Genomic DNA, 17,220 nt, shown 5'->3' on the forward strand with positions numbered 1-17,220 from the left:
CCGAGCGCGTCATCTCTTACCGATCTGGGCCGCCCACGGGTAGTAGAGGAACGCCATCGACGGGTCGAGACCCGTGATGCGCTTGCCGAGGAACAGCGGCAGCGGGCCCGTCGCGAGCGGGATCCAGGGCAGCTCCTCGTTCGCGATCTGCTGGGCCTTGGCGGTCAGCACGCTGCGCGCGGCCGGATCCATCGTGCCGACGGCCTCGTTGACGGTCTTGTCGAACTCCGGGTTGCTCCAGCCGCCGTAGTTGCTGAAGTCGCCGGTGCGCAGCACGCCGTACATCTCCAGGGCGTCCGGGCTGGAGAGGTACCAGACGGTGTAGAACAGGTCGACGCCCTCGCGTGCGCTCGGGTCGCTGAACAGTGCGGTGTACTGCGCGGGGCTGACGGTCTTGATGGTCAGCTTCAGGCCGATCGACTGTGCGGCCGCCATGGTCGCCTGCGAGACCACGGAGAAGTCGTTGCCGATCGGCGCGGTGACGTAGACGAGCTCCTTGCCGGTCGCGCCGGCCTCCTCGACGAGCTTCTTCGCGGCCGCGACGTCCTGCTTGTAGTGCGTGATGTCATCGAAGGCGGTCTTCTTCGCCGCATCGGTGGCCGTGCCCCACACCAGCTTCGTGGTCAGCACGTCGCTGATCTCGCCGATGCCCTGCGACGCGCCCTTGAGGATGCCGGGGCGGTCGAGCGCCATCATGAGCGCCTTGCGCACGCGCTTGTCGCCGAGCGGACCGCCCAGGTTGCTGATCACGAGGTCGCTCGTCGCCGAGGACGGTGCGTACAGCACGTCGCCCTTGCCGGAGGCCTGCAACTGCGGGGCGGATTCCATCGGGATCTGCCAGGATCCGTCGACGCTGCCCGACTTCATGGCGTTCACGCGCGCGGTGGCGTCGGGGATGATCGCGAACGTCATCTTCGCCGCCTTCGCGCGCAGATCCTTGTCCCAGTAGCCGTCGTAGCGCTCGAGCGAGAGCGACTCGCCCGACTTCCACTGGGTCAGGGAGAACGGACCGGTGCAGTTCACGCCGCCGGTCGAGTTTCCGTAGTCCTTGCCCGTGGCGGCCAGGGTCGCCGCCGACTCGATCACGCCGGCGGATCCGCCCATGCCCTGGTTGAACTGGGAGTCGGGGATCTTGGTCTTGACCGTGACCTCCATAGGGCCGGTCTGGGTGATCGATTCGACGTTCTGGTAGACCGAGAACCAGGCGGATCCGACCTGGGGATCCATGATCCGCTGCATCGAGGCGACGGCGTCCGCCGCGGTCAGCGGGGTTCCGTCGTGGAACGTCACGCCGTCGCGGATCTCGTAGACCCAGGTGAGCGGGTCGGGGCTGCTGAAGCTCTTCGCGAGTCCCGGGCTCAGGCTGTAGTCGGGGTTCAGGCGCAGCAGTGACTCGCACACGTTGGCGAGCACCTGGTTGTCCGGGTAGTCGAACGCGTACGCGTAGTCGAGCGTCGCGGGCTCGGCATACAGCGCGAACGAGAACGAGTCGATGTCACCGGTCGGCTTCGCGGTGGTGGTGGTCAGCTTCCAGTCGGCGCCGGCGGATCCGGTCGACGTGCCGCCCGCGCTGCCGGAGCAGGCGGTCAGCGAGGTGGCGGCGATCAGGACCGCGGCCCCCAGCACCGCGGCGGAGCGGTGACGGGCGGCGACGCGGGAGAGGCGGTTTCGGGTCATGACAGCTCTCCTTCGAGCTCGGTGCGGGAGGTGTTCTCGGTGCGTGTCTCGGCGATGGCGAGGGCGGTCTCGGCGGCGTGCAGCAGACGGCCGTCGATCCAGGTCTGGGTGACGCGGCTGGTGTGGATCTCGCCGGCGGGAACGTCGAACGGAGACGGATCCAGCACGACGAGGTCGGCGCGGTAGCCCGGCATGATGCTGCCGGTGTCGTGGTCGCGGTGGTTCACGTACGCGGTGCCGGAGGTGTAGGCGGCCATCGCGGTCGCGAGGTCGAGGCGCTGGTGCGCGCCGCCCAGGGGCTCCCGGTCGGATCCCGGGGTGGTCCGGTTGACGGCGATGTGGATCGCCTCGATCGGAGCGGCGCTCGAGACCGGCCAGTCGCTGCCGGCCGCGAGCCGCACGCCCGCCTGCACGAAGTCGCCGAACGGGTACTGACGTGCTTCCTGTCCTTCCTGAAGGAACGGCAGGGTGAGCTGGTCCAGCTGGTCCTCGTGGGTGGCCCACAGCGCCTGGATGTTCGCGATCGCGTCGAGTTCGGCGAAGCGCGGCACGTCCTCCTCCGCCACGATCTGCAGGTGCGCGAGGTGGTGGCGGCCGTCGGTCGGACCGTTCGCGTCGCGCGCCTGCTGCAGCGCGTCCAGCGCCTCGCGCACGGCGCGGTCGCCGAGGGCGTGCATGTGCACCTGCTGTCCGGCCGCGTCGAGCGCCGTGACGTACTCGCGCAGTCGCTCCGGGTCGATGAAGCTCAGCCCGTGGTTGTGCGTGTCGTGGCCGTGCGCGTCGCGGTAGGGCGTGAGCATCGCGGCAGTGTGGTTCTCGGCGACGCCGTCGACCATGATCTTGGTGGTGCCCACCTCGAGCCGCTCCGGGGATCCGAGGGCTGCGACGCGGTGGCGCTGCGCGACCATGTGCTCGACCTGCTCGATGCCGCCGTCGCGCTCCCACCACTGCGCGCCGGTGACGTGCACCTGCAGCGTCCCCTCGGCGAGGGCCTTCTCGTATGCGGGCAGAGGATCGGCGATGCCCGCACCGCCGCCGCCGACCATGGCGTCCTGCCAGCCGGTGATGCCGAGCGCGACGAGCTCTTCCTGGGCGCGGAGCAAACCGCGGTAGCGCAGGTCCTCACCGATCTCGGGCCGGACGGCGGCGAACAGATCTGCCGCGCCCTCGTGGAACGTGCCCGCGGGGTGGTCGTCGGCGTCGCGGATGACCACGCCGTCCGCGGGATCCGGCGTCTCGGCGGTGATGCCCGCGCGAGTGATCGCCTCAGTCGACGCCCACACGCTGTGGTGGTCGCGGCTGGACAGCAGCACCGGGCGGCCCGGGGCCGCGGCGTCGAGCAGCTCGCGCGGCGGGTTGCCGCCGGGGAAGCAGTCCATCGACCAGCCGCCGCCGAGGATCCACTCCTCGTCGGGGTTGGCATCGGCGTAGGCGCGGACGGCCGCGACGGCCTCGTCGGCGCTCTCGGTGCCGGTGAGGTCGCACTGCAGCAGCTCGACGCCGCCGCCGACCGCGTGGATGTGGGCGTCCTGGAAGCCGGGGCTCAGCAGGGCGCCGCGCAGGTCGATGAGCTCGACGGTTCCGGCGGGCTCCGCGCCCAGGACGGCGGCGAGCTCGGACTCGGACACGATGCGCTCGATGCGCTCGTCGCGCACGATGACGGCCTGGCCGAGCAGGGGGGATCCGGATCCGGTGAACACCGATCCGCCGTGGAAGACGCGCGTCGTCATCATCCGCCTTTCGTCGTTGAAGCAAGGGGGGTTGAACCCGCAGGGCGGCGGGATCGCGATAACGCTAGCCAGCGTCAAGAGTGATGTCAACAGTGTTGACAGGATTGATGTCCGAACCGATGATGAGGCGTGCCACGCGTGGCACGATAGAGAGCGGAGAGGGGCGATGCCCGTGAAGAAGAGCAGCCGGATCGCAGCCGTGGCAGACGGCGGGACGGCGTCCGTGCGCGCCCGCCTCGACTCCGAGACGATCATCGCCACGGGTCTGGAACTTGCCGCGACCCGCGTGACCGTGATCTCGGTGCGCGAGCTCGGAGCGCGCCTCGGCGCGGATCCGACCGCGATCTACCGACACTTCCGCAGCAAGGACGAGCTCATGCGCGCTCTGCTCGACGAGGTCACGATGCGCGCCCTGAACAGTGTCGACGTGCCTGTGGAGGACTGGCAGGGTCGGCTGCGTGCCCTGGCCACGGCCACGCTCGACCTGTACTCCGAGTACCCCGCGGTGGGTGCGGAGGCGACCACGTTGACCACGCACGGACCGGGCGAACTCGGCGCGATCGAGCTCATGCTGCAGGCGTTCACCACGGCCGGCCTGAGCGCCTCCGACGTGGTCCGGCATTATGCGCTGCTGGCTTCGCACGTGCTGTCCACCGCCGCCGGCATCGCCAGGGCCAGGGCCGTACGCGATGCGGACGAGGTCGACGGGCCGTGGTTCGATGAGCCGCCGCTCGCGGATCCGCGCCGATACCCGCTCCTCGCCCAGAACACCGTGGCGCTGGCGTCGTTGCGCGATCGGGAGCTGTTCTTCCTCGGCGTGGATCAGATCCTCGACTCCGCCGAGCGCGCCGCGGGCTGAGCATGCGGCGGGCTGAGCGCGCCGCGGGCTGAATGCGTCGCTCTGGTCTGTGCTGCCGGCCGAGCACGCGAGTCAGGCCCGTGCTGCCGGATCCCCCTTGCTCACTGGTCGCGAATTGCGGCTTCGCGTGCGTGAGAGGCGCAATTTGCGACCAGCGAACGGGCCTCGGGATCCGGACTTGCGTGGTGACTAATTTTGTGACAAAACTAGTTCGCGACGGCGAGGACGCCGGGAAACGGGAGTGGATCGATGCGGATCGGAATCATCGGCGCGGGGATCGGCGGGCTCGCCACCGCGCTCAGCTTGGAGGCCGCCGGCTTCCGCGACATCACCGTGCACGAGCGCACGGACGAGATCCGCGGGCTGGGCGTCGGACTCAACCTGCTGCCGCACGCGATCCGCGAGCTGACCGAGCTCGGTCTGCGTGATCGTGTCGAGGCGCTCGGCATCGCGCCCGAGACCCTCGTCTACATGAATCGCTTCGGCCAGCACATCTGGAGCGAGCCGCGCGGACTCGCCGCGGGCTACCGCTGGCCCCAGCTCTCCGTGCACCGCGGGCGGCTGCAGCTCGCCCTGCGCGACGCGGTCGTCGAGCGACTCGGCGATGTGATCCGGCTCGGCCATCGCCTCGTGGCCGCCGAGAGCGGCGATGACGGATCCGAGACTGTGCACTTCGCGACGGCGGACGGCGAGATCGCGGAGACCTACGACCTCGTGATCGGGGCCGACGGGATCCACTCCGCCGTGCGTGCGCTGCGCTACCCGGCCGAGGGCGCTCCGCCGTGGAGCGGGCTGACGCTGTGGCGCGGAGTCTCCGAGGCCCCGGTGCTCGTCGATGGGCGCACCATGATCATGGCGGGCGACGGCGAACAGAAATTCGTCGCCTACCCGCTCGGCGTCCCCGAGAACGGCCGTCAGCGACTGAACTTCATCGCGGAGCGACGCGGCATCGGCCACCCCGACGCGGACTGGAACCGCTCGGTGGATCCGGGGCCCATCGCGGAGCTGTTCGCGGACTGGGTGTTCGACGGACTGGATGTACCGGCGATCATCGCGAATGCCGAGGAGATCCTGGAGTACCCGATGGTCGACCGCGACGCGCTGCCGCAGTGGACGTACGGGCGCACCACCCTGGTCGGCGACGCCGCTCACGCGATGTACCCGAACGGCTCGAACGGCGGGTCCCAGGCGATCCTCGACGCGCGTACGCTCGCGTTCCACCTCGGCACCGCCGTGCAGCGGGCCACGGCGCAGCGCACGACGACCCAGGGCGCCACGGCGCAGGGTGATGCGATCGACGCGGCGCTCGCCGGTTACGAGGAGGCGCGCCGGCCCGCGATGACCGCGCTGCTGGCCGGCACTCGCGCGACCGGGCCCGAGCGGGTCATGCTGCTCGCCGCCGAGCGCGCCCCGCAGGGGTTCACCCGCATCGATGACGTGATCCCGCGTGCGGAGCGAGAGGAGATCGCGAACGCCTACAAGCGTGCGGCCGGATTCGACCCGTCGATCCTCAACGAACGCGCCTCTCTCAGCGTCGGGGATCCGGCGTGAGCGACCGGTCGCCCGCCGAGGGCGCGGACGCCGCCGCTGCCGCCGATGCCGCGCTGGCACCCGCACCCGGAACCGGCTTCGACGCGGAGAGCCGCCTCGCCGCGGTCATCTCCCCGCTGCGGCGCACCCTGCTGACCGCAGCGCGCGAACGCGGCGATCTCCCCGACATCCCCGATGCGCAGATCGAAGTGGTGCGCGCCCTCCTTCCGGCCTCGGGGGAGGCGGAGCGGGGTCCGGCCGAACTCGCCGAGGCGCTGCACCTGAACAGGTCCACCGTCAGCAACCTGCTCGGCGCGATGGAGGCCGATGGCCTCGTGCAGCGGCGCCGGGCCACCGGCGACGGCCGTCGCGTGGTCGTCGCCCTCTCGCCGCGTGCGATCGATCTGTTCGGGCGCTTCGACCAGGCCGCGGGTGAGATCCTGCGGGACGCGCTGGGCAGCCTGGACCCGGCCGACCGCGCCGCCGTGGCCGCTGCTGTCCCGGCCCTCGAGCGCCTCGCCGCAGCGCTGCACGGAGCGGACCGATGAGCGACTTCTTCACCGAGCTGCCGCAGCCCCGCTTCGAGCCGGCCTTCGACGTCACCGTTCACGTGGGCCCGCCGCGCGACCACGGCGTCACCTCGGCCGGCCACCGCCGGGTGGTGCCGATCCTCGGCGGGCGGATCGCCGGCGACCTCGAGGCCGAGATCCTTCCGGGCGGGTCCGACCGGCAGCTGATCGCGCCCGACGGCACGATCGGCATCGACGCCGAGTACACGGCCGTCGCGGCTGCCGGACCGCTGCTCATCCGCACCCGCGGGGTGCGCGCGGGGTCGGAGGAGGTGCTCGCTCGGCTGGGCCGCGGCGACGCGGTGGATCCGGACGCCTACTACTTCCGCACGACCTTCGAGGTCGAGGCAGCGGCTCCCGAGTTCTCCGGGCTGCAGCGCACGCTGTTCGTCGCCGTGTGCCGCCGGGACGGATCCGAAGTCCGTTACCGGGTGCACCGGATCGCCTGAGCCGGCGGCTGCGGATCTCGGCGATGCGGCCTCCCGCTCAGGCCGGCAGCAGCTCCCCGACCAGCTGCTGGATCCGCCGGCGGATCTCGTCGCGGATGGGGCGGACCGCCTCGATGCCCTGTCCGGCCGGGTCGTCGAGCGTCCAGTCCTCGTAACGCTTGCCGGGGAAGAACGGGCAGGCGTCGCCGCAGCCCATCGTGATCACGACGTCGGAGTCCTGCACGGCCTCCGTCGTGAGCACCTTCGGCTGCTCCGCGGCGATGTCGATGCCGAGCTCCGCCATCGCCGCCACGGCCACGGGGTTGATCTGCGTGGCGGGGAGAGATCCGGCGGAGCGGACCTCGATCCGGTCACCCGCGAACTCGCGCAGGAATCCCGCGGCCATCTGCGATCGGCCGGCGTTGTGCACGCAGACGAAGAGCACGGCAGGCGTGGCGTCGGTGGTCATGCTTCTCTCCTCGTTTCGGGTTCAGCCTACGGCGACCGGGCGGGCGCCGATCTGCAGGACGGGGACGGCGCAGCAGTTTTCACCCGCGGTGTCGAAGTCGCCGGATCCACCGCACACGCCGGTGCTCGGGAGTGCCAGCTCGTTGCGGTCCGCAGCCTCGTCATCTCCCGCGAGGTACGCGGCGACGCTGCGGACCTGTTCGTAGCCGGTGAGGGCGAGGAAGGTCGGTGCGCGGCCGTAGCTCTTCGCCCCGACGATGAAGAAATCGGGTTCCGGCTGCGCGAGCTCCCGCGCTCCGGTCGCGCCGACGGATCCGCACGAATGGATGTTGGGGTCGATCTCGGCTGCGATTCCCGCAACCGCCTCCAGGACGGGATCGAGGGCTATCCTCAGCTCGGTCAGGAAAGACGTGTCCGGCCGGAATCCGGTGAGCGCGAAGACGTGGGCGACATCGGTGACCTCGCGTCCATCGTCGGCCACGACGGTGATGCCGTCCGGGTGCGCGCGGAGCTCGTCCACACGGAACCCGGTGATCACCTCGACGAGACCCTTCTCCATGGCGCGGCGAGCCCGGGTGCCGAGCGCGGCACGCTCGGGCAGGCCGTCGCCGGCACCACCGCCGAAGACCGACCCCACGCCGCCGCGACGGAGAACCCAGGTGACCCGGGTCCCTGGCTCCGTGCGTGCCAGATCGGTGAGACGCAGCACGGCGTGCGCCGCGGAGTTGCCCGCTCCGACGACGAGCAGATGCTGCCCGGCCAGATGCGAGACGTCGTCCGGGATCCGGTACGAGACGCGTTCACCGATGGCACGCTCTCCGAGTGCGGGCACGCCGCTCGCGCCGGCCGGGTTGGGCGTCGACCAAGTGCCGGAGGCGTCGAGAACGGCCCGCGCGCGGATGCGGCTCTCATGGCCGTCGGCGTCGACCGTGTGCACGAGGAACGGAGTCTCGTGACGGCCGGAGTCCACGACCCGGTCGCGTCCGGCCCGGGTGATGCCCGTCACTGTCGTGCTGGTGCGGACGCGGTCGCCCAGCGCCGCCGCGAGGGGCGCGAGATAGCGGTCGACCCACTCGCGACCCGTCGGGTAACCCTCGGTCGGCGCGGCCCATCCGGTGCCTTCGAGCAGGCGATGCGCCGCGGCGTCGATGAGCTCCGACCATCCGGAGAACAAACGAACATGCCCCCACTCCGAGACGGCGGCTGCGGGGGTCGCGCCCGCCTCGAACACGACCACCTCCTGCCCGCGCTCGACGAGATGCGCGGCGGCGGCGAGGCCCTGGGGGCCCGCGCCCACGACGACGACAGGCAGCTCTGACATCCGCACTCCTCGGGGGTCGGGAACAGTCTCAGATTGAAAGATGTGAATATGACTACGGTCCAATACGTATCGACAAATGTCAATACGTGAAAGGATGTCGTCATGACGCTCCCCGTGACCATCGTCGCCGACGTCTCCTGCTGCGTGACCGCGCGGGAGCCTCGGATCGCTGCCGACGAGGCGGAGCGCATCGCGCGGGTGTTCAAGGCGCTGGGTGACCCGACGCGCCTGAAGCTGCTCTCGCTCATCGGCGCCGGCGAGGGTGGAGAGGCGTGCATCTGCGATCTCACCGAGCCGGTCGGGCTATCGCAGGGCACGGTCTCGCACCACATGAAGCTCCTCGCCGAGGCCGGCCTCGTCACCCGCGAGCAGCGGGGCAAGTGGGCGTACTTCGCGATCGCCGAGGGCGCACTGGATCAGGCGGCGGCGTCGCTGCGGACGATCTGAGGGGGATTCTCCAGGACTGGCGCGGGAGCGGATCCGATGATGCGCGGATCAGTCGTGAGCCGACGCGGTCGTGAGCCGATTCGGCGTCGATGCCGGACCGTTAGATCCGCCCGTCCTGACGGGGGATCCACACCTGCTTGATGATGATCAGGATCGAGGCGGTCACGGGCACGGCGATGAGGGCGCCGAGCAGTCCGAGGAGCGTGCCGCCGACGAGAGCGCCGATCACCACGAGCGAGCCGGGGATCGAGATCGCCTTGCTCATCACGCGCGGGGTGATGACGTATGCCTCGAACTGCATGTAGACGACGTAGACCGCGGCGAAGATCAGCGCCATGAGCGGTGAGGTGAACAGCGCGATGCCGGTGCCGATGATCCAGAACATCACGGAGCCGACGAGTGGGATCAGCGTGATGAGGAATGCGACCGTCGCCATGAGCGGCGGGAACGGCAGCCCGAGCACGAGGTACAGCAGGAACACGATCACGGCGTTGATGAACGCGAGGCCCACCATGCCCATCACGTAGCCGCCGACGGACTCGATGATCTGCTCGCTGATGCGGTCGATGCCCTTGCGGTCGCGGGCCGGCGCCAGCCGCAGCAGTCCCGACTTCATCGAGGGGAGGGTCGCGAGGAAGTAGAGGGTCAGCACGAGCACGATCAGCCCGCCCGAGATGCCCGTTGCGATGCCGGTCGCGATCCCGGTGCCGATCTGCAGCGCGCCGCCGCCGATCTGGGCGATCCGGGTCGGATCGCTGAGGAACTTCTGCACCTCGGTGACGAGATCCGTGAGACCCACCCCGAACTGCCCCTCGAGCCATGCGTAGAACGTGGTGTGCGTGAAGTTGCGGATCGTGCCGGGGATCCCGGTGACGAACGTCGCGATCTGGTCGATGACGGTCGGCAGGATCGCGAGCACGATGACGACGAGCACGAGTGCGAGCGCCACGATGACGGAGACGACCGACCAGGCGCGGCTCAGCCCGTGCCGCTCGAGCCAGCGCACGGCGGGGTCGAGGCCGAGCGCGGCGAACAGCGCGAACGCGATGTAGATGAGCACGGTCGACAGGCTGCCGAGCGACAGGCCGAGCAGGATGGCGAGGAGGCCGCCGACGGTGGCGAGGAAGCCGAACCGGAACGGCTTGTCGATGCGGGTCCAGAACGAGGCGCGAGGGGGCGCTGCCTCGATGTACCTGGCCGGGGCGATGCCGGCGTCGGCGTCCGCGCCGACCTCGTCGGTCGGGGCGACGGTCGCGGTCGCGGTACTCCCGGTCGCGGCCGTGCCGGCGGCCATCGCGGCGGCGTCATCCGCCGCTTCCTCGGGGGTGCGCTCTTCGCGGGTCATGGCTTCACTGTAGAGGGCGGCGACGCGTTATCGTCGGAGGGTCCGCCCGTCCGCCGCTCGGTGAGGAGCCCCCATGTCCGACGTTGATCCCCGCACCGAACTGCTGCGACTGCGCGCCAGCATCGACAACATCGACGCCGCGCTCATCTTCATGCTCGCGGAGCGGTTCCGGTGCACACAGCAGGTGGGCGTGCTCAAGGCCGAGCACGACATGCCGGCATCGGATCCGGGCCGTGAGGAGCAACAGGTCGCTCGCCTGCGCGCTCTCGCCGAGGAGGCGCATCTGGATCCCGAGTTCGCGGAGAAATGGTTCAACTTCGTCGTCGCGGAAGTCATCCGCCACCACACCGAGGCCGCCGGATCGCGCTGACGCGACGTCGTCGCAGCGGGCGTACGACGTGCTCGGCCGGTGGCCTCGGTGCGTGAAGCTCAGCCCGCGTAGTTCGTGTCGTTGACGGACTGCACGGTCCATGCCCCCTGTGCGTAGGTGAGGACGTTCACCGCGCCGTTCTCGAGCGGCCCCGGCACCTCGGCGCCGAGCGATTCCAGCAGACAGGTGATCGACATGCCGCTGGAGACGGCGAGGATCTTGCCGCCGTGGCGCATGGGCATCGTGCGATCGGTGGCCGCAGTGGTGAGCGCGTCGTTCATGCGGGCGGCGACCTGCGTCCAGGTCTCGGCGGGCAGCGTCTTGTCGGGGTTGCTCGCGACGAAGGCGTCGATGATGTGCTCCAGGGTGTCCAATGGTCCCGCGGCGGCGAGCTGCGGGTACACGACCGACTGCTGCTCCCCCTCCCAGCCTCCGTAGGAGACCTCGCGCAGGCCGGCGACCCGGGTCGGGACGAGCGCGGAGCCCGCGGCGGCGAGGATCCCGCTCGCAGTCTGGAAATGGCGGGTCATGTCGGCGGAGTATGCGGCGTCGAACCCGCCGATGTCCGCCGCGAGGTTGCGGCCGACGTTCGCCGCGGTCGCGACACCCGCGTCGGTGAGCGGGGAGTCGGACCAGCCCTGCACGCGGCCGGCCTGGTTCAGCCAGGTCCGGCCGTGGCGGACCAGGTAGACGGTGACCGTACGGTGCGGCTGCGCGCCTGTGGGAGCGGCGTTCGCGGGGGCGGCGGCCCCGGCGACGGCGATCGTGCCGGCGAGGGCGGCGCCTCCGAGCGAGAGCAGGGCAGTACGGCGGGACAGATCGGGCATGTCATCTCCTTCGATGGATGGAATCCAAAAGCCTTACGTCGTTAAGGATTTGGATCCTGAAAGCCTAGTGACATTCAGGTTTCGAAGTGACAATGGATCCGGCGGAGCGGCGATCAAGGCGTGCATGCTTGGTGCATGCGGCAGGGGTGCGGAGCCTGGGCGGTCCGGAACAATGCGTGACGGAAAGTGATTGTTTTAGCGTAAGATCGATCACGGTCACGCACTCAGCGTCGACCGTAACCGCCGAGGAGGACGCATGACCGACCCGAACGAGAACCTCGCCCCCGGCGCTCACATGCGCACCGAGCTCGACTCGCAGCCCGAGATGTGGGCGCGCGCGGCGGGCATGACGGCCGAGCAGGCCCTGCTGCCGGCGAAGGGCGAGCGCGTCGCCGTGGTCGGCTGCGGTACGTCCTGGTTCATGGCCCAGTCCTACGCCGCGCTGCGCGAGCGTGCGGGCTTCGGCATCACCGACGCCTACGCCGCGAGCGAGGCGTTCATGGATCGCGGCTATGACGCGGTTGTCGCCCTGACCCGCTCCGGAACGACCACCGAGGTGCTCGAGCTGGTCGACGAGCTCAAGGGATCCGGATCCGGATCCGCTCCGCGCATCATCGGCGTGATCGGCGACGAGACCTCGCCGCTGGTGAGCATGGTGGACGACGCGATCCTGCTGCCGTTCGCCGACGAGCAGTCCGTCGTGCAGACCCGCTTCGCGACCACCGCGCTCGCGCTGTTCCGCGCCTCGCTCGGCGAAGATCTCACCGGGGCCATCGCCGATGCCCGCACCGCGCTCGCCGACGTGGATCCGACCCTCGCGGGCGCCGACCAGTACACCTTCCTCGGCCGCGGCTGGACGATCGGCCTCGCGCACGAGGCGGCCCTGAAGATGCGCGAGTCGTCGCAGTCGTGGACCGAGTCGTACCCGTCGATGGATTACCGCCACGGCCCGATCGCGATCGCCGCACCAGGCCGCATCACGTGGCAGTTCGGCGCCGCACCCGAGGGGCTGGACGCGCAGGTCGCCGCCACCGGTGGACGCTGGGTGCAGCACCCGATCGACCCGCTGGCCGACCTCGTGCGGCTGCACCGTGTGGCGCTCGACCGCGCGCTGGCCAAGGGGCTCAATCCCGACGAGCCGCGCAACCTCACCCGTTCGGTCATCCTCGAGGACTGAGAGCCGGCGATGACCACCCCTGGCGACGGCGTCGCGGTGAACGTCCCCCGCGCGCATGACGCGGCCGAGGCCGCCCGTGCGGTGCCCGACGTGCTCACCGATGCCTCGGGAGATCCCCTCGCGCAGGCGGCGGAGCTCGGCGCCGGATCCGCCGTGCTCGCGTTCGACGTGGGCGGTACCGACATCAAGTCGGCCCTGTTCGACGCCCACGGCGTCATGCTCGGTCTGCGTCGCACGCCGACGCCGGATCCGGGTCCCGACCTCCCGGAGCGGCTGATCGCCCGGCTGGTCGAGCTCGGCGCGCAGCTGCGCGAGGAGCATCCCGCGGTGGAGCCGGTCGCGGTGGGGCTGGTCGTGCCCGGCATCGTCGACGAAGTCGCCGGCATCGGCGTGTTCGCCAGCAACATGGGCTGGAGGGACGCGCCGATCCGCGCCCTCGCGGAGGAGGCGTTCGGCCTGCCCGTCGCGTTCGACCACGACGTGCGCACCGGCGGCTGGGCCGAGCACGTGCTCGGCGGCGCGCGTCCCTATCCGAACTCGATCGTGCTGATCATCGGCACCGGGATCGCCGGCGCCCTGCTGCTGGGCGGCGTGCCCTTCACCTCCGGCGGATACGCCGGCGAGGTGGGCCACTCACCGGTCGCCGACGAGCCGGTGTGTCCGTGCGGCGCACGCGGCTGCCTCGAGGCCATCGCCTCGGCGGGAGCCATCGCCCGGCGCTACACCGCCCGCACCGGCGACGCCGTGGACGGGGCGAAGGAGGTCATCGCTCTCGCCGCCGCGGGGGACGAGGCCGCCGCCGCGGTCTGGAACGAGGCGCTCGACGCCCTCGCCCTGTCGCTCGCGCAGCTCACCGCGGTCGTCGCGCCGCAGGCCGTCATCATCGGCGGCGGGCTCTCGCGGGCGGGCGGAGCACTGTTCGACGAGCTGCGCGCGCGCCTGCGGGCCCGGCTCAGCTTTCACCGCATCCCGGATCTGGTTCCCGCGCAGCTGCTCGGCAACGCCGGGATCCTGGGTGCGGCGCTGCGCGCGAGGAGCCTCGCATGATCGTCACCGTCACGCCGAACCCGGCGCTGGATCTCACCTGGCATGTCGAGCGGATCGTGCCCGGAGGTACCCATCGCGCGGACACCGGTGTCGCTCGCGCGGGCGGCAAGGGCCTGAACGTGGCCCGGGTGGCGCACGCGCAGGGCGCCGCCGTGCTCGCGCTGGCCACTGCGGGCGGACCGACCGGCGACGAGTTCGCCGCCGAGCTGGCTTCGACCTCGATTCCGCACGAACTGGTCCCGGTGCAGGCGGCGACCCGCCGCAGCGTCGCGCTCGTCGACGAGCACCTCGGCGACACCACGATCGTGAACGAGCGCGGTGTGAACCCGACGGCGGACGAGTGGGAGGCGCTGAAGGCCGCTGTCGTCCGGGCTTTGGCGACCGGGCGCCCCGTCCGCGATGCCGTCGAAGGATCCGGATCCGGATCCGCGGATGCCGGTGCGACTGCTCCCGCCGGCGCGAAGAAGATCAAGCCCGTCCTCGTCCTCTCCGGATCCCTTCCTCCCGGCGCTCCCGACGACCTGCTCCCGTCGCTCATCCGGATCGGCCGCGACGCCGGGGCGATCGTCATCGCCGACACGTCGGGGCCGGCGCTCCTGGCCGCGGCCGATGCCGGTGCGACCGTGCTCAAGCCCAACGCGGCGGAGCTCGCCGAGGCCACCGGTCTCACCGATCCCATCGCCGGGGCGTGCGAGCTGCTGCACCGCGGCGCGAAGCTGGTCCTGCTCTCCCGCGGGGCGGACGGGATGCTGGCCGTCACCTCGGACGAGGTCGTGCGCGCCCGCCTCGCCGAGCCCCTCGCCGGCAACCCCACCGGCGCAGGCGACGCCGCCGTCGCCGCGTGCGCCGTGCTGATGGCGCAGGGGGAGAGGAAGCCCACGGCGCTGCTGCGCCGCGCCACCGCGTGGTCGGCGGCGGCCGTGCTGATGCCGGTCGCGGGTGAGATCCACTCGTCGTGGCCCGAGCTCGAATCCGCCCTGATCGTCGATAGCCCGCCCTTGACGGCGCTGAGCCGACCGTCCGCCGAAAGGACACCCCGATGACCCTCGTCTCCGCCCGCGACCTCGTGCACGATGCGGCCCGCCGCGGTACCGGCGTCGGCGCCTTCAACGTGATCCACCTGGAGACGGCCGAGGCGCTGGTGGTCGCGTCGGCCCAGGCCGAGCTGCCCGTGATCCTGCAGATCTCGCAGAACTGCGCCGACTACCACGGCGGACTCGAGCCGATCGCGCTGGCCACTCTCGCGGCGGCCCGGCGTGCGGCCACGCCGGTCGCGGTGCACCTCGACCATGCCGAGCGGCCCGAGCTCGTCGACGAGGCCATCGCGCTCGGGTTCGGATCCGTCATGTTCGACGGCGGCGCGCTCGACTACGCCGAGAACGTCGCGCTCACCGCACAGGTCGTCGAGCGCGCGCACGCTGCCGAGGTGTACGTCGAGGGCGAGCTGGGCGAGGTCGGCGGCAAGGACGGCGCGCACGCCCCGGGTGTCCGCACGGACCCGCAGGAGGCGCGCGCCTTCGTCGCCGAGACCGGCGTCGACGCCCTCGCCGTAGCCGTCGGATCCTCGCACGCGATGACCGATCGTACGGCGGCGCTGGACCTCGACCTCATCGCGCGTCTGCGCGAGGCCATGCGCGGCGCGGGAGAGGACGGAGTAGACGTGCCGCTCGTGCTGCATGGATCCAGCGGCGTGCCGGATGACGTGATCGCCGCCGCGGTACGCGCGGGCATGACGAAGATCAACGTCTCCACGCACCTGAACGGGTTCTTCACCCGCGCGATCCGGGAGAGACTGGAGGCGGATCCGCGCCTCGTGGACTCCCGCAAGTACGTCGCTCCCGCCCGTGATGCTGTCGCCGGCGAGGCCGCGCGTCTGCTGCGCCTGTTCGCCCTTCAGGACGCATCCTGACCGGATCCGGAGCCTGCACATGAATCGCGCCAATCGCCTCACCGCGATCCTCGATCTGCTCGCCGTCCACGGCGACGTCTCGGTGGAGGAGCTCGCCGAGCGCTTCGACGCCTCCGCAGCGACGATCCGCCGCGACCTGGACAGCCTGTCCGAGCGGCGCCTGCTCACCCGCACCCACGGCGGGGCGGTGGCGCAGTCCGTCGCGTATGAGCTGCCGGTGCGCTACAAGAGCCACCAGCGCACCTCGCAGAAGGAGCGCATCGCAGAGGCCGCCGCGGCGCTCGTCTCGCCCGGCGCCGTCGTCGGCCTCTCCGGGGGCACCACCACGACCGCGATCGCGACGGCGCTCACGGCCCGCGAAGATCTCGCCGAGCACGGCCTCACCGTCGTCACCAACGCCGTGAACATCGCCGCCCAGCTCGCCACGCGCCCCGACATCAAGGTCGTGGTCACCGGCGGTGTGATCCACTCCCGCAGCTACGAGCTGGTGGGGCCGTTCGTGGAGCAGCTGCTCGCGGGCATCGCGCTGGACATCGCCTTCATCGGCGTGAACGCCGTGTCCCTGGAGGGCATGGCGAGCACGCACGACGAGCGCGAGGCGGCCGTGAACCGCATGATGGCGAGCCGCGCCCGGCGTGCGGTGATCGTCGCCGACTCGTCGAAGATCGGCGCCTCGGCGTTCGCCGCGGTCGGCGGATCCGACCTGTTCCCGACGCTGCTCACCGACGACGGCATCGCGCCGGATGATCGGAGTGCCCTGCGTGAGGCCGGCTACGACGTGGTCCTGGTGCCCTGAGCCGTGGTTCTCGCCGCGGAGGCGCGGATCGGGAACGCTCTCGCGCTTTCACGGAGGGTTTCGTATCCTTCGGATATGAGTGAGACTCCGGTTCCTCGACTCACCGGCGGGTACGTCTTCTTCATCTGGACGGTGGCGATCCTGATCGGTGCGGGCGCGGGAGCGGGCCTCGGCGTTCTGACCCGGAACGTCTGGGTCGGGATCGTGTCGGGCGTGGCCGTCATCGCCCTCGTGGGGCTCTCATCCACGCTCTCCGCTCGACGGGAAGGTCGCGGCACGTTCGAGGCCGCGCCCCCATGGACCGGCGATGCGGGAGTCCGCCACCACAACGGCGGGTCCGTGTAGCCGCCCGCGCAGCATCCCCCCGAGACCGTCGCCCCGTCCGACGCGATCGGGCACGGCGGCCCTGAAGCCGCGCTCGGCGAGCGGGGTCCGCGCCGGGCGATCATCGCGCTCACCGCCGTCGTCGAAGACCTCCAGGCGGCAGGGCTCGTCCGCGCGGTCGATGCCGAGCTGGCGGCGACGCAGCTGAACTGGCTGGTGATGGGCGAGCCGATCAACCGCGCGATGCTGCTCGGGGATGACACCGCCCTGGCTGCGGCGCAGATCCCCGCACACGTCGACACCGCGCTCGACATGTTCTTCGCCGCATACGGCGTGTGAACCCGGCGACAGGAGAAGGGCCCGGCCGCCATGGCCGGGCCCTTCTCCTGTCGCCGC

At 71.0% G+C, this 17,220-nt stretch carries 19 protein-coding genes; 13 read left to right on the forward strand and 6 right to left on the reverse strand.

The window, feature by feature from the left end:
- Positions 1–9 precede the first annotated feature (9 nt).
- Positions 10–1,677, reverse strand: a complete 1,668-nt coding sequence (locus AC1DCT_RS11870) for an ABC transporter substrate-binding protein (RefSeq protein ID WP_477429373.1) — start codon at positions 1,675–1,677, stop codon at positions 10–12.
- A complete protein-coding gene (locus tag AC1DCT_RS11875) occupies positions 1,674–3,407 on the reverse strand; it encodes an amidohydrolase (RefSeq protein ID WP_441976622.1) in 1,734 nt (577 codons plus the stop codon). The genes AC1DCT_RS11870 and AC1DCT_RS11875 overlap by 4 nt, the downstream gene beginning before the upstream one ends.
- Positions 3,408–3,579: 172 nt before the next feature.
- Here AC1DCT_RS11875 and AC1DCT_RS11880 point away from each other — a divergent pair, with 172 nt between their 5' ends.
- The 4 genes from AC1DCT_RS11880 (at position 3,580) to AC1DCT_RS11895 (ending at position 6,814) form a co-directional block, all read left to right on the forward strand.
- Positions 3,580–4,266, forward strand: coding sequence for a TetR/AcrR family transcriptional regulator (locus tag AC1DCT_RS11880; RefSeq protein WP_477429375.1), 687 nt, complete (start codon positions 3,580–3,582; stop codon positions 4,264–4,266).
- 249 nt (positions 4,267–4,515) lie between these two features.
- Complete coding sequence (locus AC1DCT_RS11885) at positions 4,516–5,817, forward strand: flavin-dependent oxidoreductase (RefSeq protein WP_477429377.1); 1,302 nt, start codon at positions 4,516–4,518, stop codon at positions 5,815–5,817.
- Positions 5,814–6,344, forward strand: a complete 531-nt coding sequence (locus AC1DCT_RS11890) for a MarR family winged helix-turn-helix transcriptional regulator (protein ID WP_440732877.1) — start codon at positions 5,814–5,816, stop codon at positions 6,342–6,344. The genes AC1DCT_RS11885 and AC1DCT_RS11890 overlap by 4 nt, the downstream gene beginning before the upstream one ends.
- The gene (locus AC1DCT_RS11895) at positions 6,341–6,814 is read left to right on the forward strand and encodes a DUF3237 domain-containing protein (protein ID WP_477229894.1); all 474 of its coding nucleotides are present in this window, start codon (positions 6,341–6,343) and stop codon (positions 6,812–6,814) included. Before AC1DCT_RS11890 ends, AC1DCT_RS11895 begins: the two co-directional genes overlap by 4 nt.
- A 37-nt stretch (positions 6,815–6,851) precedes the next feature.
- On the opposite strand, the gene AC1DCT_RS11900 is transcribed toward AC1DCT_RS11895, so the two are convergent.
- Together AC1DCT_RS11900 and AC1DCT_RS11905 are read right to left on the reverse strand one after the other, a co-directional pair.
- Positions 6,852–7,262 carry an arsenate reductase ArsC gene (locus tag AC1DCT_RS11900; protein ID WP_440732879.1) on the reverse strand — a complete coding sequence of 137 codons (411 nt, stop codon included), beginning with the start codon at positions 7,260–7,262 and terminating at the stop codon, positions 6,852–6,854.
- A gap of 21 nt (positions 7,263–7,283) precedes the next feature.
- On the reverse strand, positions 7,284–8,582 hold the full coding sequence (locus AC1DCT_RS11905; RefSeq protein WP_477429379.1) for an NAD(P)/FAD-dependent oxidoreductase: 1,299 nt from the start codon (positions 8,580–8,582) through the stop codon (positions 7,284–7,286).
- 102 nt (positions 8,583–8,684) lie between these two features.
- Between AC1DCT_RS11905 and AC1DCT_RS11910 the strand changes: the two genes are divergently transcribed.
- Positions 8,685–9,029, forward strand: a complete 345-nt coding sequence (locus AC1DCT_RS11910) for an ArsR/SmtB family transcription factor (protein ID WP_440732881.1) — start codon at positions 8,685–8,687, stop codon at positions 9,027–9,029.
- Between the two features lie 100 nt (positions 9,030–9,129).
- Here the strand turns inward: AC1DCT_RS11910 and AC1DCT_RS11915 are convergent, their stop codons facing one another.
- Positions 9,130–10,374, reverse strand: a complete 1,245-nt coding sequence (locus AC1DCT_RS11915; protein WP_440732882.1) for an AI-2E family transporter — start codon at positions 10,372–10,374, stop codon at positions 9,130–9,132.
- 73 nt (positions 10,375–10,447) lie between these two features.
- Here AC1DCT_RS11915 and AC1DCT_RS11920 point away from each other — a divergent pair, with 73 nt between their 5' ends.
- Entirely contained in the window at positions 10,448–10,744 is a 297-nt protein-coding gene (locus AC1DCT_RS11920; RefSeq protein WP_477429381.1) for a chorismate mutase, read from the forward strand.
- A 59-nt stretch (positions 10,745–10,803) separates the two neighbouring features.
- Here AC1DCT_RS11920 and AC1DCT_RS11925 read toward each other — a convergent pair whose 3' ends face one another.
- Positions 10,804–11,571 (reverse strand): histidine phosphatase family protein, encoded by a 768-nt coding sequence (locus AC1DCT_RS11925; RefSeq protein ID WP_477429383.1) that lies wholly within the window; start codon positions 11,569–11,571, stop codon positions 10,804–10,806.
- A gap of 256 nt (positions 11,572–11,827) precedes the next feature.
- Here AC1DCT_RS11925 and AC1DCT_RS11930 point away from each other — a divergent pair, with 256 nt between their 5' ends.
- The 7 genes from AC1DCT_RS11930 to AC1DCT_RS11960 all read left to right on the forward strand — a co-directional run bounded on the left by AC1DCT_RS11930 (position 11,828) and on the right by AC1DCT_RS11960 (position 17,163).
- Positions 11,828–12,748, forward strand: a complete 921-nt coding sequence (locus tag AC1DCT_RS11930; protein WP_477429385.1) for an SIS domain-containing protein — start codon at positions 11,828–11,830, stop codon at positions 12,746–12,748.
- Between the two features lie 9 nt (positions 12,749–12,757).
- On the forward strand, positions 12,758–13,795 hold the full coding sequence (locus AC1DCT_RS11935) for an ROK family protein (RefSeq protein WP_477429387.1): 1,038 nt from the start codon (positions 12,758–12,760) through the stop codon (positions 13,793–13,795).
- The gene (locus tag AC1DCT_RS11940; protein ID WP_477229888.1) at positions 13,792–14,838 is read left to right on the forward strand and encodes a 1-phosphofructokinase family hexose kinase; all 1,047 of its coding nucleotides are present in this window, start codon (positions 13,792–13,794) and stop codon (positions 14,836–14,838) included. Before AC1DCT_RS11935 ends, AC1DCT_RS11940 begins: the two co-directional genes overlap by 4 nt.
- A complete protein-coding gene (locus tag AC1DCT_RS11945) occupies positions 14,835–15,704 on the forward strand; it encodes a class II fructose-bisphosphate aldolase (RefSeq protein WP_477429389.1) in 870 nt (289 codons plus the stop codon). Before AC1DCT_RS11940 ends, AC1DCT_RS11945 begins: the two co-directional genes overlap by 4 nt.
- Positions 15,705–15,723: 19 nt before the next feature.
- Positions 15,724–16,500, forward strand: coding sequence for a DeoR/GlpR family DNA-binding transcription regulator (locus AC1DCT_RS11950; RefSeq protein WP_477429391.1), 777 nt, complete (start codon positions 15,724–15,726; stop codon positions 16,498–16,500).
- 75 nt (positions 16,501–16,575) lie between these two features.
- On the forward strand, positions 16,576–16,845 hold the full coding sequence (locus tag AC1DCT_RS11955) for a hypothetical protein (protein ID WP_477429393.1): 270 nt from the start codon (positions 16,576–16,578) through the stop codon (positions 16,843–16,845).
- 45 nt (positions 16,846–16,890) lie between these two features.
- Entirely contained in the window at positions 16,891–17,163 is a 273-nt protein-coding gene (locus AC1DCT_RS11960; RefSeq protein WP_477429664.1) for a TetR/AcrR family transcriptional regulator C-terminal domain-containing protein, read from the forward strand.
- Positions 17,164–17,220: the final 57 nt, after the last annotated feature.

It is taken from the genome of Microbacterium sp. 10L49 (assembly GCF_056395125.1).

Coding starts and splice junctions, on each gene's coding strand:
- AC1DCT_RS11870 (WP_477429373.1), bottom strand. CDS start 1,677: ATGACCCGAAACCGCCTCTCCCGCGTCGCCGCCCGTCACCGCTCCGCC.
- AC1DCT_RS11875 (WP_441976622.1), bottom strand. CDS start 3,407: ATGACGACGCGCGTCTTCCACGGCGGATCGGTGTTCACCGGATCCGGA.
- AC1DCT_RS11885 (WP_477429377.1), top strand. CDS start 4,516: ATGCGGATCGGAATCATCGGCGCGGGGATCGGCGGGCTCGCCACCGCG.
- AC1DCT_RS11895 (WP_477229894.1), top strand. CDS start 6,341: ATGAGCGACTTCTTCACCGAGCTGCCGCAGCCCCGCTTCGAGCCGGCC.
- AC1DCT_RS11900 (WP_440732879.1), bottom strand. CDS start 7,262: ATGACCACCGACGCCACGCCTGCCGTGCTCTTCGTCTGCGTGCACAAC.
- AC1DCT_RS11905 (WP_477429379.1), bottom strand. CDS start 8,582: ATGTCAGAGCTGCCTGTCGTCGTCGTGGGCGCGGGCCCCCAGGGCCTC.
- AC1DCT_RS11910 (WP_440732881.1), top strand. CDS start 8,685: ATGACGCTCCCCGTGACCATCGTCGCCGACGTCTCCTGCTGCGTGACC.
- AC1DCT_RS11915 (WP_440732882.1), bottom strand. CDS start 10,374: ATGACCCGCGAAGAGCGCACCCCCGAGGAAGCGGCGGATGACGCCGCC.
- AC1DCT_RS11920 (WP_477429381.1), top strand. CDS start 10,448: ATGTCCGACGTTGATCCCCGCACCGAACTGCTGCGACTGCGCGCCAGC.
- AC1DCT_RS11925 (WP_477429383.1), bottom strand. CDS start 11,571: ATGCCCGATCTGTCCCGCCGTACTGCCCTGCTCTCGCTCGGAGGCGCC.
- AC1DCT_RS11930 (WP_477429385.1), top strand. CDS start 11,828: ATGACCGACCCGAACGAGAACCTCGCCCCCGGCGCTCACATGCGCACC.
- AC1DCT_RS11935 (WP_477429387.1), top strand. CDS start 12,758: ATGACCACCCCTGGCGACGGCGTCGCGGTGAACGTCCCCCGCGCGCAT.
- AC1DCT_RS11940 (WP_477229888.1), top strand. CDS start 13,792: ATGATCGTCACCGTCACGCCGAACCCGGCGCTGGATCTCACCTGGCAT.
- AC1DCT_RS11945 (WP_477429389.1), top strand. CDS start 14,835: ATGACCCTCGTCTCCGCCCGCGACCTCGTGCACGATGCGGCCCGCCGC.
- AC1DCT_RS11950 (WP_477429391.1), top strand. CDS start 15,724: ATGAATCGCGCCAATCGCCTCACCGCGATCCTCGATCTGCTCGCCGTC.
- AC1DCT_RS11955 (WP_477429393.1), top strand. CDS start 16,576: ATGAGTGAGACTCCGGTTCCTCGACTCACCGGCGGGTACGTCTTCTTC.